This window comes from Coriobacteriaceae bacterium (genome assembly GCA_025992855.1).
GTDB lineage: Bacteria > Actinomycetota > Coriobacteriia > Coriobacteriales > Coriobacteriaceae > Collinsella.
The window spans coordinates 42,020-55,642 of record DAJPGB010000001.1 but is presented as its reverse complement, the minus strand read 5'-3'; the positions used below and the strand labels follow the sequence as shown (position 1 = coordinate 55,642).

11 protein-coding genes are annotated in these 13,623 nt (G+C 55.0%); 5 read left to right on the top strand and 6 right to left on the bottom strand.

Going from position 1 to position 13,623, the window contains the following annotated elements:
- Positions 1–133: 133 nt before the first annotated feature.
- On the top strand, positions 134–616 hold the full coding sequence (locus OIL88_00220; GenBank protein ID HJI70816.1) for a PTS sugar transporter subunit IIB: 483 nt from the start codon (positions 134–136) through the stop codon (positions 614–616).
- Positions 617–717: 101 nt separating this feature from the next.
- Here the strand turns inward: OIL88_00220 and OIL88_00215 are convergent, their stop codons facing one another.
- Positions 718–1,770 carry a galactose mutarotase gene (locus tag OIL88_00215; protein HJI70815.1) on the bottom strand — a complete coding sequence of 351 codons (1,053 nt, stop codon included), beginning with the start codon at positions 1,768–1,770 and terminating at the stop codon, positions 718–720.
- Positions 1,771–1,975: 205 nt separating this feature from the next.
- On the opposite strand from OIL88_00215, the gene OIL88_00210 reads away from it, so the two are divergent.
- Positions 1,976–2,740, top strand: coding sequence for a DeoR/GlpR family DNA-binding transcription regulator (locus tag OIL88_00210; protein HJI70814.1), 765 nt, complete (start codon positions 1,976–1,978; stop codon positions 2,738–2,740).
- A gap of 272 nt (positions 2,741–3,012) precedes the next feature.
- On the opposite strand, the gene OIL88_00205 is transcribed toward OIL88_00210, so the two are convergent.
- Both OIL88_00205 and OIL88_00200 read right to left on the bottom strand, forming a co-directional pair.
- A complete protein-coding gene (locus OIL88_00205; protein HJI70813.1) occupies positions 3,013–3,732 on the bottom strand; it encodes a GntR family transcriptional regulator in 720 nt (239 codons plus the stop codon).
- A gap of 72 nt (positions 3,733–3,804) precedes the next feature.
- Entirely contained in the window at positions 3,805–4,725 is a 921-nt protein-coding gene (locus OIL88_00200) for a haloacid dehalogenase-like hydrolase (GenBank protein ID HJI70812.1), read from the bottom strand.
- A 356-nt stretch (positions 4,726–5,081) separates the two neighbouring features.
- On the opposite strand from OIL88_00200, the gene OIL88_00195 reads away from it, so the two are divergent.
- Positions 5,082–6,776: a PTS lactose transporter subunit IIBC gene (locus OIL88_00195; GenBank protein ID HJI70811.1), complete on the top strand. Its 1,695-nt coding sequence runs from the start codon at positions 5,082–5,084 to the stop codon at positions 6,774–6,776.
- Positions 6,777–6,938: 162 nt separating this feature from the next.
- Complete coding sequence (locus OIL88_00190) at positions 6,939–7,262, top strand: hypothetical protein (protein ID HJI70810.1); 324 nt, start codon at positions 6,939–6,941, stop codon at positions 7,260–7,262.
- A 53-nt stretch (positions 7,263–7,315) separates the two neighbouring features.
- Here the strand turns inward: OIL88_00190 and OIL88_00185 are convergent, their stop codons facing one another.
- The 3 genes from OIL88_00185 to OIL88_00175 form a co-directional block, all read right to left on the bottom strand.
- Positions 7,316–8,548 (bottom strand): Fic family protein, encoded by a 1,233-nt coding sequence (locus OIL88_00185; protein ID HJI70809.1) that lies wholly within the window; start codon positions 8,546–8,548, stop codon positions 7,316–7,318.
- Positions 8,549–8,915: 367 nt separating this feature from the next.
- A complete protein-coding gene (gene lacG / locus OIL88_00180) occupies positions 8,916–10,337 on the bottom strand; it encodes a 6-phospho-beta-galactosidase (GenBank protein ID HJI70808.1) in 1,422 nt (473 codons plus the stop codon).
- A 75-nt stretch (positions 10,338–10,412) separates the two neighbouring features.
- Entirely contained in the window at positions 10,413–12,170 is a 1,758-nt protein-coding gene (locus OIL88_00175) for a PTS lactose transporter subunit IIBC (protein HJI70807.1), read from the bottom strand.
- Positions 12,171–12,446: 276 nt separating this feature from the next.
- On the opposite strand from OIL88_00175, the gene OIL88_00170 reads away from it, so the two are divergent.
- The gene (locus OIL88_00170; GenBank protein HJI70806.1) at positions 12,447–13,457 is read left to right on the top strand and encodes a LacI family DNA-binding transcriptional regulator; all 1,011 of its coding nucleotides are present in this window, start codon (positions 12,447–12,449) and stop codon (positions 13,455–13,457) included.
- The last annotated feature ends 166 nt before the right edge of the window (positions 13,458–13,623 follow it).

The window sequence follows — 13,623 nt, the reverse complement described above, 5'->3', positions numbered from 1 at the left end:
GGGCGTTCGGCTAGCTGCGGGAACGGCCTATCCGCTCAATGTGTTCGGCTGAGATCGGAAATCAACCTTAAATGCACTAATATTGGAGACGCGATGTCTTGCTCTTACGGGTCTCAAACAGAATGGGGCAGCGATGGCTCAACCCAAGATTCTTCTCACACGCATCGACGACCGTTTCATTTACGGGCAAGACGTTGTGCTGTGGAATGAGGAGGTTGGTTCCAACCTCGTCCTAATCGTTAACGACGAGATTGCGGCGGATTCGCGCAAGTGGGCGCCTATGAGGGTCGCGGCGCCAGAAGGCGTGTGGACACGGTTTTTCTCGGTGCAAAGGACCATCGACATCATTCATACCGCAACGCCGCGTCAATGGATTCTGATCATGGTGGCCTCACCCGTCGATGCGCTCGCGCTGGTTAAGGGCGGCGTGCCCATCACCAAGATCAGCATCGGTCACATGCAAGCAGGGGAGGGCAAGCGTCCTGTAACGCCCGCAGTTGCCGTAGGCGACGCAGACGTCGCTGCCTTCAAGGAGCTACAAGAACGCGGCATAGAGCTAGAAATCCGCTACCTCCCCAGCTCCAGCCCCGACCCCATCGACAATCTGTTCAACTGATCCCTCATACGGTGACAGCGAAATTGAGACCTAGGGATGAAAAAGCGCCCGTCGGCGGTGGTGCCGGCGGGCGCTGCTGTGCGATATGTCGCGTTGTGGACTTAGTGCCTCATGAAGTGGTACTCGATCACATTGCTGTAGGGGTGACCCGGGCCCACGATGCCCTGGGGGAACAGCGCGTGGTGCGGCGTGTCGGGATACATCTCGGCCTCGAGGGCAAAGCCGGCGCCCCAGCCATAGTTGGCGTCGTCCTTGGCGTGCTCGTCGCCCAGCCAGTTGCCGGTGTAGAGCTGCACGCCCGGGGCGGTGGTGTAGTAATCCATCTCGCGGCCAGTCCACATCTCCTCAACATGCAGGGCGTGACGCAGGTTGCGGCCGTACTGGTAGCCGCCGATGCACAGGCAGTGATCGTAACCACGGGCCTGCTTAATCTGCGGATCGTCGGCCTCCATACCGGGGGCAACGGGGCGCAACTCACGGAAGTCAAACGGCGTGCCCTCGACCGAAGCGATCTCGCCGGTGGGAATGTTCTGCTCGTTAATGGGCAGGTAGTGGGCGGCGTTGGCAACAAAGAAGTGCTCACAGTCCATGCCGGCGTTGTGGCCGGCAAGGTTAAAGTACGTGTGGTTGGTCATGGACACGTAGGTGGCGCGGTCGCTCTCGCAGCTGTACTCGATGCGGAAGCGGCCCGTCGGCGTTACGGTAAAAACGGCTGTAAACGTGCGATTGCCGGGAAGACCCAGCTCGCCATCCTCGAGTGAGGTAGTCATACGCACGGCATTGTGGGCCTCGTCGAGCTCGGCGTCCCACACGCGCTTGTGCAGGCCGTGCTCAAGATCGCTGTGCAGGTTGTTGACGCCCTCGTTGGCCGGCATATGCCAGTCCGTGCCGTCGATAGTGATCGTGGCGCCCGCGGTGCGGTTGGCCACGGGACCGATGGTCGCGCCAAAGCAGGCGGGGTTGTCAAAGTAATCCTCGAGCTTATCGAAGCCCAGCACCACATCGCGCACGTTGCCGGGAATGTCGGGCACATCGATGCCCAGCACGGTGGCGCCATAGTCCATAATGCGAACGCAGATCTCGGGCCCGTTGAGGGTGTAACGATGAACGGGGGTACCGCACGGCGCGGTGCCGAAAAGCTCGGAAGTGATCATTTGGTTCCTAACATCGAGGTATTTCCGACAAACTGTAGCGCGAACAGGCGGGATTATCACTACACCCCACTAAAGCAGGGGGTATTTTTCTCAAAAAAGTGATGATTGGAGCTGTGCTGGCGTTGATTTTTGACGCGCACGAGTCTGATACAATTTGTTCGTTACTGTTTGAATTGACGTGAGCGTGGAACAGCGAGGACTCATCGTGATTAAAGCGGAGCGACAGGATAAGGTTCGGCAGCTGCTCGAGGAACAGGGAACGGTCTCGGTCAAGGAGATTTCGGATGCGTTAGGTGTCTCGGATATGACGATCCGCCGTGACCTTGAGGAGCTTGCGAGCCTGGGCGAGATCGAGCGCGTGCACGGCGGAGCCCGCAGTGCGCAGGGCCGTCCACACGCTATGCTGCGCCATGAGTATTCGCACAGCGAAAAGCGCACGAAGCATGCCGAGGAAAAGTTGCAGATTGCGCGCCGTTCTGTGGAGCTTATCGAGGAAGGCTCGACCATCTTTTTGGGCACGGGCACCACGGTTGAGCAGATGGCCTCGATGCTGCCGGCGTTTCGCCTGCGCATTGTGACCAATTCGCTTTCGGTGTTTAACCTGCTCGAGGCGCGCGAAGACTGCGACCTGTGCCTGGTGGGCGGCATGTACCGTCGCCGCACCGCCGCTTTTGTGGGACCAACGGCCGAGGATACCCTGCGTGCGCTGGGCATCGACGCGGCGTTTATCGGTGCCAACGGCATTCTGGACGGCGACGTGTCTACATCCAATATGGAAGAGGGCCGCATCCAGCAGCTCGCCTTTAGCAAGGCCGACTCGCGCTATCTGATCGCCGACTCCAGCAAGATCGGCAAGCGCGACTTCTACACCTTCTGCCGCCTGGACAATTTGGACGCCGTGGTGTGCGAGCCGGGCATCGCCGCCGAGGATCGTGCCGCCATCGAGGAACACACGCAGGTTATTTGCTAGTTATCGCTACGGGATTGCCAACGGGTGATGCGGGAGGACTTTTACCTCCTGTCATTGTGGAAACCAGCGCGTCAGCGCTACGCGATATGACGCGCAAATAAGGACTCCACTATCAAATCGTCTCAACCTGTAACAGGTAGGGGTGAAACCACCAACCAGATGTTACAGATTGAGACAATTCGGCGGGGCCTACCTTGTTTGTCTCGATCTGTAACGGTTAGGACTTAAAAACTCGGCTACGTGTTACAGATCGAGACAAAAGAAAAAGAACATTAGGACTTGAAAATAAAGTTTTGATAAGGGATTCGCCCAGTTAAGACGGTGCGGCAGACAATTGAGATTAGTTTGCCTCCGGAGTCGTAAGCATAATGAGTCAGTTCGATGACCGGAAGTTTTGCAACACCATAATTGCTGGCTTCGGAATCGCTAAGCTGACGTGCTCTATAGCTTTCTCGAGCAGATTGGATAGACATGGACAACTCGTCCATGATTTTGCTAAATGCCTGAAAATCTAACTGATTATTCGGAACGCGCGACTTTGAAATGAAGAACGTATCAGCGCCTATGAAGCTGCCTTCAAGTTCGTAGGTCAATTCAAGACGCTGAATCTCATCGCGACTTTGGCATCCAAATTGTTGGAGCATCATTACGGAAATTGGACGACCTGATGTGCGGCCGCCGAAATGTTTGGTGATGGTATCCGGATCAACACCATCGCAATGGCTTGCAAAGTCAAAGTCTAAAAGTGAATTGAGCTCACTGACGCGTTTCGGTGCAACAAACGATCCCTTACCTTGGATTCGATAGATACTTCCACGACGCTCCAGCTCACTCATGGCAAGTCGGACGGTTGTTCTGCTTACGGCGTATTCGTCGCAAAGTTCCATTTCTGTTGGAAGTTTATCGTCTGCTTGATATACATCGACGATTTGCTTGAGCAGCGCGTCGGTGAGCTGTAAATAGAGTGGCCGTTTTTCGTGTGTATCGAGCATTGGAGCCTCAGTTTGCATGTTGGTGGTATCTGATGATTGCCGTGGTCGGGATATAGCTTGAGTGCAACAACCTTAACGTATCACAGAGCGGCTCAGCATGACGATCTGATGCCTGTAACCACGAAGGGCTTGTCCAAGCGTGAAGATATTCTGGGGCAGACAAATACCGTTCATGGAGTCCCCGATATGTTGGAGGTCAGCGCCAGCGGCTTTTGCTGCAAGGCCTATTTTCTTAATGGTCTCGCTGTCGCAGGAGTCTTGACTGGTCCCGTTCGCCGCCATGACGAGAACCTTTTCTTCAATTGACTTGCCTACATTGTGGGATCGTACAAAGTCTACGATGGCGCGCAGGTCTGCTTCTTGGAAGCAAGGGACAGTGTAGGGGGCTGGCACGAGAAGGATATCGACGCCGAGATCAACAAACTTGCGCGCTATTTCGAGTGTCATGACAGGTTCCGCAACGCCCGCTCCATGCATTTTTCCGGCTATGACCAGGCCATTGAAATGTTCTTTGGAGAGTTTAATCGAATGGGCGATTGCATCGTTGGAGACGCCGGTTCCAGGGTTGCCCGTCAGGCAGATAAAATCAAATCCGAGTTCGTTAGCCTTTTCTAAGGTCTTGGGAGAGACGCGACGACCCATGGGGATTTCCGTACGGGATTCAGACATCTCTGCCTCGTTATCAACTGGCTCCAGATTGACGCCAATGGGCCTTCCGCATGCTCGCTTCACCCAAGTGACCGGGTTTTCATTGAGATCATCTGGAATACCGGCAATAACTGGATCGAACACATCGAGCGCGTTAAACAGAAGCAGGTCGGCACCTGCGGCACGTTCGATTTCTGCATTAGTAACGCCGCCGAGAAATTGGGAAGAGGGTACGTTTTCCGCCATGATGGTACGTCCCTCGGAAGCCAGAATTGCCTGTTTTAGATCCATGGGTGACGTGGCGGCAAAATCGGATGCGGACATGTTCAGTAATCGTTTGGGCATTGTTACTTCCTTTGACTAGAACGACAGGCTTGTGACATTGTCTCTAATATTGTTACAACAATATATTCAATATGTTATATCCAATCGGTGAACGGTTGCAAACTTATTGTACTGCGCGGAAAAAATAGCCTTTAGCTGGACAAATCTAAAATTACGCAACTGCCGTTCACCGAATAAGTATTTGAATTCTTGACATATCGACAAAGCGGAAAAAGAATTGGTTATGACAAATCGCGCAAATGATATTACATTTCGCACAAGAGCGTATTCACTTACATAAGTGGATACAAACGGGGACGACGACGGTTGAGTCCGGATAAATCGTTGTGTGCCCGGGAATCATGAAAGGATGTGTTATGGACGCTATCGTCAAATTCCTTGAAAAACACCAGCCCCTCTTCGACAAAATCTCGAGGAACATTTATCTGGTGGCGATTAAGGATGGCTTTCTCTCGAATATGCCAATTGTGCTGTTCTCGAGCCTGTTCCTTCTTCTTTCGACGCTCCCTGCCTATGTAGGCATCACGCTTCCGTCTGAGGTGCTGGATTTCTTCAATAAAATCTATGCATATACCATGGGACTTCTTGGCATTATGGTGGCCGGCACCACGGCGAGCTCACTTGCCATGTCGATGAACCGTCGCATGCCTTCGGGTAAATCTCTCAACCCCACCTCGTGCATGGTTTGTGCCATGTGCGGCATGCTCTTGCTATCGGTGACGAACGATGTTGTCTCGATTGGCGGAGCAGATACATCTGTTTTTGAAACCGGCTATATGGGAACCAAGGGTTTTCTCGCTGCGTTCGTAGCCGCATTCTTGACCGTTAATATCTATAAGGTGTGCATTAGCCATAATGTGACGATCAAGCTTCCCAAAGAGGTCCCTGGCTCTATTGCGCAGAGTTTTCGCGATATCTTTGCATTTGGGTTTTCGATCCTTGCGTGCGCTTTTATCGATCTTGCGAGCCGCAAGCTGCTTGCTGTGCCGTTCGCCAATTTGGTATCCGCTCTCATCTCGCCGCTGTTCTCCGCGGTCGACACCTATCCTGGCATGGCGCTTATCGAAGGCGCGGTCGCGCTTTTCCAATTTATGGGTATCCACGGTGCTTCGGTTGTCATGAGTCCGATCAATGCTGCGCTCTACGGCAATACCGTTACCAATCTTGAGGTTTTCCAAGCAGGTGGACACCCGTCAATTGCTCTCACGCAGGACTTTACAAGCTTCATCGGCGGTCTGGGCGGTTCTGGCTGCACGTTCATCGTTCCTATTATCCTGATCATGCTTATGCGCTCCAAGCAGCTTAAAGCCATGGGCAAGGCATCGATTATCCCGGTGATTTTTGGAGTTAACGAGCCCGTTATCTTCGGTATGCCGATTGTTCTCAATCCCTATATGTTCGTGCCCTTCCTAGTGGCTCCTATGGTCAACGCCATTATCGGTAAATTTTTCATTGACGTCATTGGAATGAACGCCCCCATGTATACCATGCCGTGGGCGCTTCCCGGCCCAATTGGTGCGTTCCTCACCACGGGTCTCGATCTGCGTTCTCTCGTATTGATGGCAGTGCTGTTGGTCGTCGACTTTGTGATTTACTATCCGTTCTGCAAGGCGTATGACCATCAGCTTTGTTTGGAAGAGTCTGCAAAGGAGACTGCAGGAACCTCGGATGCAGATGCTATTGCCGCACAGGAAAATGTCGCAAAAGCTCTCGAGGCGGTAAAGGACAAGGCGGAGCAGATCCGCGTGCTTGTGCTTTGCCAGGGTGCCGGCACTTCGACTCTCTTGGCAAATGCTCTTCGCGAAGGTGCCGCTGCTAAGGGTATCGATCTGGTATCTCAGTCCGGTGCGTACGGAAGCCACTATGAGACGATGGATCAGTACAACGTGATTGTTCTGGCGCCCCAGGCACGCATGTACTATGACGCTATGAAGGCCGATACCGATCGCCTTGGAATTAAACTGCTCACCACAAGGGGCAAGGAGTATATCGACCTTACCAACGATCCCGAAGGTGCAATTGACTGGATCGTTCAGGAGCTGGCCAAATAGTGGATGCACTTCGTCGTTGATTCGTCGGTGTATGGTACGGCCCCGCAGCTTATTGAGCTGCGGGGCCGTATTTCGTTGAGTATCTAATTGAGACAATGCGCGCAACCGTCGTGAGATCGCATTGGCGCTCTCCGAGTCACCGACAAACTGTCTTCCATCTATGTGACCAATTCGCTTTCGGCCTTTAGCCTGCTCGAGGCGCGCGAGGATTGCGAGCTGTGCCCGGTGGGCGGCATGTACCGTCGCCGCACCGACGCCTTTGTGGGCCCCATGGCCGAGGATACCCTGCGCGCACTAGGGATTGACACGGCGTTTATCGGTGCCAACGGCATTCTGGACGGCGACGTGTCCACGTCCAACATGGACGAGGGCCGTATCCAGCAGCTCGCTTTTAGCAAAGCGGACTCACGCTATCTGATCGCCGATTCCAGCAGGATCGGCGGACGATACTTCTGCCCCCCAGCCGGCGCAGGGGTACCGCTTTAAAATGACGCGCAAATAATTTTGGGCAACAAGGATGAGGCTATTCTGAGATATGACTAGACTCCGTATCTCGTCTTTATGTCCCTTGAGAATGAATCGTAGTCTTCATAGAGCCCTTCTCTGCTTTCATCCTCGGCGTGGTTTACACGTTCAAGGAGCTTATCCTTTGAAGCCTCTTTTGTTATTGCGGCCTCGCCATCGGGTATTGTGGCTTGCAAGAATAGTTCTAGAGCATGGACGTCTTTGAGTATGTAGCCCGTCGAACGACCCGCTCCTGTTTTTTCGATTGCGCTGCAACTAACAAGCTGGCCGAGGGTTCGTTTAACGGTTACCTCGCTGATATCGGGGCAGCTGGACCGGATGTCGGATTTCTTAATGACGCCGGGTCTCTGTTGAAATAGAACAGCGATGCGCGCTTGCTTCGACATGGGACGAGTGCTTGATTCAATTAAGGTACGCTGCTCGAGCTGTCGGTAGGCGGCCAGGGTTGTTCCGAGCATGAAACGGATAAAGGGTACTTCGGTGTTTTGATTTTCATTCCATCCAGTGGAGCTTGCAGCGAGGGCGTTGTAGTAAAGCGCTTTGTTGTCTTCAATAAGTCGTTCGATGCTGATGTAACGCGCAACATCGTATCCAGTCTTTTCGAGCAGCAGCGTTGTAAGGAGCCGGCTCATCCTGCCATTGCCATCGTTGAAGGGATGAATGCTAACAAAATCGAAGATAAAGCGGAGCGATATAAGGAGGGGATCGCAAACTTGGCGAGATAAAGCATCGTTGAGGGACTGGCAGGCTTCTTTAATAAGTCCCGGGGTTGCTAGAGCCGAAGGGGGCCTAAAGCGCACAAATCGATTACCTTGATCGTCAATGGAGACGATTTCGTTATCGCCATCTTTCCAATGGCCTCCATACGAGATTGCCGTGTGCGCCATGAGGTCACGATGCAACTGCAGAATGACCGATGGCGTTACGGGAATGGAATCGTGTTGCTCGTGAATAAGCGACAGCACATCTCGGTATCCAGCGATTTCTTCCTCTGCGCGGGAGCTTGGCTTGGCGGAATACGCCATGATCGCTTTGAGTCTTTTTTGGGTGGTAACAATTCCTTCAAGTCCGTTGGAGGATCGGGTGCTTTGGATCTTAGCCTCCTCCATTAGGGACGATAGAAGCTCGGGTTTGACTTGACTCAGAGCAAGCTGACGGCCTTTATGCTCGCGTATCGAGAGGAGGAGGTTGGTGATTGGAGTTGCTTCGAGTTCCGCTGGGACTGTGGTGTAATCGAACTGGCGCATGCGGCTCCTTTCGGTATCACGAACATACTTTCGATATCATAATACCATTAAATGATACCGAAAGTATGTTCGTGATACCGAAAACTGGAAACCATGGTTCATAACTGCTTGGAAAGTTCGGATTTGACTATCTTATTGTCTCGATCTGTAACAGTTAGACGGTTAAAAGTGGGCTACGTGTTACAGATTGAGATCTTTCAGCCCTGGTCGCCCGTTCGTCTAAATCTATAACAGTTAGGATTGAAAATCCCTGCTAGATGTTACAGATCGAGACAGACGGCCTGCTCGGGCCGAGCCAAAACAAAAAGGCCGCATACGAACCCGTGGAGGGATTCGTATGCGGCCGACAGGGGGTATGCGGCGGAAACTAGGCCATGAGCAGGCCGGTCTCCGCGACGTTCTTGTACCAGTACGCGCTCGCCTTGGGATAGCGCTTCTGGGTCTCAAAGTCGATGTAGAACAGGCCGTAGCGCTTGTTATAGCCGTTGGTCCAGGAGAACTGGTCCTGCAGCGACCACACAAAGTAGCCGTCGACGTTTACGCCGCCGTCGATTGCCTTGAGGATCCACGCGAGATGCTGGCGCATATAGTCGATGCGAGGGGCGTCGTCGATAAAGCCGTCCTCGAAGTCGTCCTTATAGCCCATGCCGTTCTCGGTGATGTAGATCTTCTTGTAGTTGGGGTAATCGTTCTTAATGCGGAGCAGCAGGTCGTAGAGGCCCTCGGGATAGATAATCCAGTCCCAATCGGTGGTGGGTACGCCTTCGCGCACGCATGACTCGCCCACGCCCTTGAGGAACCAGCGCGAGGAGCCCTTGTCGCCGGTGCCATTGTGGTTGATGTCGTTTTCGCCCTCGGCGGCACGCAGGAACTGGCACTTGTAGGTGTTGACACCCAGGCAATCGTTGTAGGGGAGCGCGGCGGTCAGCGCAGCGATGTCCTCGTCGCGGACGTCGAGCTCGCCGCCGGCGATATGGGCCAGCTTGGTCGCAGCCTCCATGGTGTCGGCTGCATAGTGGCCGCGGAAGGTGGCGTCGAGTACCCAGCGGTTGTTGATGACGTCGGCCATGCGAGCTGCCTCGCAGTCGGCAGCGCTGTTGGGGTCGAGGGGATACTTGGGCTCCAGGTTCTGGACGATGCCGATCTCGCCCTCAAAGCCGCCCTCATGGAAGGCGACGACAGCCTTGGCGTGGGCCACCATCATGTTGTGCATAAGCTGGAAGGCTTTGTCCAGGCGATACTTCTCGCCGTGCGGCCAGTTGCCGACGATAAAGCTGCCCTCGGCGGTTGCGGGAATCTCGTTAAAGGTAAACCAGTGCTTGACCTCGGTGAACTCGGCAAAGCAGAACTTGGCGTACTCGACAAAGGCATCGATGGTCGTGCGCGTCAGGAAGCCCTCGCCACCGTCCTGGTAGAAAACCTCGGGAGTGTCAAAGTGATCGAGCGTGACATAGGGGATAACGCCGGCTTTGTTGCAGGTGGCAAAGAGCTCGTGATAGAAGGCAATGCCCTCGGGGTTAATCTCACCAGTGCCGTTGGGGAAGATGCGGCTCCAGGCGATGGAGACACGGATGCCGTTGATGCCGAAGCGCTGGCACAGGTCGATATCGACCGGGTACTTGTTGTAGAAATCGCTTGCGGGATCGGGGGAGAAGCGACCTTGGGCTGCCAGGAAATCGTCCCAGGGCACTTTGCCCTTGCCGTGCGTGCGGGTCTCGCCTTCAACCTGGTAAGCAGCGGTGGCGCCGCCAAACACAAAGCCGTCGGGGAACTGCATGGGGTTGGTCATGAGTCATCCTTTCTGTGGGATACGAATAGGGAGAGGTGCCCGAACTGGGGTCCGGGCACCAACAGCGGGAGGAAACTAGTCGAGGTTCTCGCGGAGCCACTTGATGGCACCGGCGGGGTCGCGGGTAAGGTCGATGTATTCCTTGCCGCGCGGGGCGAGCAGCTTAATGCCCAGGCGATCGGTGTCGGCCTTCATGTCGTTGTAGTAGCTACGGACCTGCGGGGCAAGCACGATGACGTCGTACTGATCCATGATGGCGGTGTGCTGGCCATAAGCGCCTGCGGAGGAAGCGATGTTCTCGCCGGTCTGCGCGGCGCCTTCCTTGATGGCATTGGCAAGCATGGCGGAGGTGCCGGCGCCGGCGCACAGGACGAGGACCTTCAGGCCATCGACGTCCTTCTTAGCGGATGCGTCGGCGGCGGGCTTGGGCTGATCGGCGACAGGCTCGCTGTCGACGGCAGCGGCGGTCGGCTCGATGACGGGCGCAGAGGTGCTGGCAGCGATGGTGGCAGCACCATCGGACTCGAGACCCAGCTCGGCAGCGCGCTCGGCCTCTTGGTCGCAGAGCAGCTTATCGTATGCCTTCAAGAACGGCAGGTAGATGACGGCGTCCAGCAAGATGATGATCGCGACAAATACCAGGGCGATGAGCTGGAAGTTCGTGGTGATGAAGATACCGATGGGGGCGGGGGTGGCCCAAGGCACCACGAAGGAGAAGCCGTTCATGCCCACGTTATCGATAAAGAACTTGGCAACACTCACGTTGACGCAGCCGGCGGCAACAAAGGGGATGAGCATGTAGGGGTTGAGGATCATGGGAGCGCCAAAGAGCAGCGGCTCGTTGACAGCAAAGGCAACAGGAACAATCGAGGCCTTACCGACGGCTTTGAGCTGCTTGGACTTCATAAAGAGAATCAGCAGAAGCGGCACGATGAACGTGGCGCCGGTGCCGCCGAACTCACCCACGAGCGACATGTTAAAGGTGAGGGAGTGGGCGGGGTGGCCACCGGCAAGCAGAACCTGCAGGTTCTCGGCCTGGTTGGCAAGACGGATGGGGTCGATGCCCGGCTGGACGATCGAGGGGCCGTGGACGCCGATGAACCAGAAGAACGCGGTTGCTGCCTGGATAAGGATAAGGCCAGGATAGGTTTCTGCCGCAGTGAAGAGCGGGGAGAGCAGCTTGATGAGCAGCTCGGAGAACGGAACGCCCATGAGGTTGCGCACGACCACATCGATGATGCCGCAGATGATGACAGCGCCGCCAAAGGGGATGATGTCGCGGAAGTTCTGAGCGATGGCGCCCGGGACCTCCTTGGGCAGCTTAATGGTCAGATCGCGCGAGACGCAGAACTTATAGACCCACACGGTAATGAACGCGGCGATATAGGCCGAGAACAGACCGCGCGTGCCCATGCTGGTGCAATCGAAGACCGAAAGCTCGGAGCCGTCGAACTTGGTGGTGAACTGCGTAACAGCGAGCAAAAGCATGCTGCACTGGGCGGCCACCATGGTGGAGCCGTCGTTGAGCACCTTGCCGGCGGGCATGCGACGGTTCATGGATGCCGTAAAGTTCTTGGCGGTGGTGCCGGCAACCATGATGCCCATGACACCCATGGTGAAGTTGTAGAGCTTGTTGCACCAGTCGATGAGCGGCTGGGGCAGCGTGACGCCAACGACGCCGGGGAGCGTGGCGATGAGCAGGAAAATCGAAGAGGTGAGGACGATGGGCATGCACCCAAGGAATCCGTCCTTAATGGCCTGGAGGTAGATGTTCCTCGAGATCTTCTCAAAGAACGGTTGATGCTTCTCGAGCATCTTTACGATGGCGTCCATAGAGCTCCTTTGCTGCTTGATGCGCGATGCATGTGGATGGAACTGGTCGTCGATGGATGGTCAGGACTGCCCGGAAACCTTCCTGCGTAAGGAAGGCATGTGTGAAATGACAACGTTGTCATTTCGTTAATGACAACGTAAGACATTTTAGAAAGCGCAACAAGGATTTACGGGTGAGTGGTCGATATTGTCCGGTAAACGGTTGATTCGAGAATTGAGCAGGTAGTGTATGCTAGAACGCAGAAAACATGCGACATGAGGCCGATGGGAGAAATAGTGGCAACGTTGGACAAGAAAAACGTGTCGATGAACGACGTGGCGGTTGCTGCAGGCGTTTCTCTTAAGACGGTGTCTCGTGTTATCAACGAGCCCGATAGCGTGCGCGAGTCGACGCGCGATAAAGTCCATGCTGCCATGGAGGCGCTTGGGTTTCGAACTAACTTTGCCGCGCGCTCGCTCAAGTTGGGACGCTACGGGTGCATCGGCGTGGTGCTGTTTCACTTGTCGGGCGGTGCCGTGGACATGATCGACGGTATCGCCGATGCCGCCGAAGAACGAGGCTTTGCGCTCACGATGATCAAGAAACGGGCAGGGGAGAAGATGACCCTTGCCGATGCGGCGCGCAGGATGTCGCAGCTGCCCGTCGATGGCATGATTTTCAACCTGCGTCAGATGGTCGATGACTTTGATACCTTTGAGGCGCCAAAGGACCTTAAGACGGTGATTATCACGCCGATGGAGCATCCTTCCTGCTCAACGGTCAGTGACGATCAAGAAGGCGGCGCGCGCATGGCGTGCGAGTACTTTTTGGATCACGGTCACAAAAACGTGTACTTCGTTGCCGGTAAAGAAGAATCGCTGTCGAGCCAGTGTCGTATGAAAGGTTGGCGTGCGGCACTCGAGGCGCGTGGCATTGAGCCGCCCGAGCCTCTGCAGGGCGATTGGAATGCGGATAGTGGCTATGCCGCGGGCCTTGTGCTTGCCGATAAACCCGATTGCACGGCGGTCCTCGCTGCTAACGACTGCATGGCAAACGGCGTGATGATGGCTCTACGTGACAAAGGGCTCAGTGTGCCCGACGACGTGTCCGTGATCGGCTTCGACGATGAGCTCTACAAGACGATTCCCAACTCGATTCTGACGTCTGTGAAGTTTCGCCACCGCGAGCTGGGCATCCGTGCGCTTAACGAGGTCGTCGCAGGTCTGGAAGCCCCGAGCTCCAGAAGCCGTACGCTCGTTTCGGGCGTGCTGGTCGAGCGTTCCAGCGTAAAGGACCTGCGGGTGTAGACGTGCTCGGCCTATTCCGTTTGTCTCAATCTGTAACAGCTAGGACCCAAAAACTCGGCTAGATGTTACGGATCGAGATTTTTGGCCCGGCTTATTCCGTTTGTCTCGATCTGTAACAACTAGACGGTCAAAAGTGGTCTACATGTTACAGATTGAGATTTTCGGC

Bases quoted from the DNA above. Each gene is read 5' to 3' on its own strand.
- OIL88_00200 (HJI70812.1), bottom strand. From the start codon at position 4,725: ATGCCCAAACGATTACTGAACATGTCCGCATCCGATTTTGCCGCCACG.
- lacG (HJI70808.1), bottom strand. From the start codon at position 10,337: ATGACCAACCCCATGCAGTTCCCCGACGGCTTTGTGTTTGGCGGCGCC.
- OIL88_00220 (HJI70816.1), top strand. From the start codon at position 134: ATGGCTCAACCCAAGATTCTTCTCACACGCATCGACGACCGTTTCATT.
- OIL88_00205 (HJI70813.1), bottom strand. From the start codon at position 3,732: ATGCTCGATACACACGAAAAACGGCCACTCTATTTACAGCTCACCGAC.
- OIL88_00175 (HJI70807.1), bottom strand. From the start codon at position 12,170: ATGGACGCCATCGTAAAGATGCTCGAGAAGCATCAACCGTTCTTTGAG.
- OIL88_00195 (HJI70811.1), top strand. From the start codon at position 5,082: ATGGACGCTATCGTCAAATTCCTTGAAAAACACCAGCCCCTCTTCGAC.
- OIL88_00215 (HJI70815.1), bottom strand. From the start codon at position 1,770: ATGATCACTTCCGAGCTTTTCGGCACCGCGCCGTGCGGTACCCCCGTT.
- OIL88_00185 (HJI70809.1), bottom strand. From the start codon at position 8,548: ATGCGCCAGTTCGATTACACCACAGTCCCAGCGGAACTCGAAGCAACT.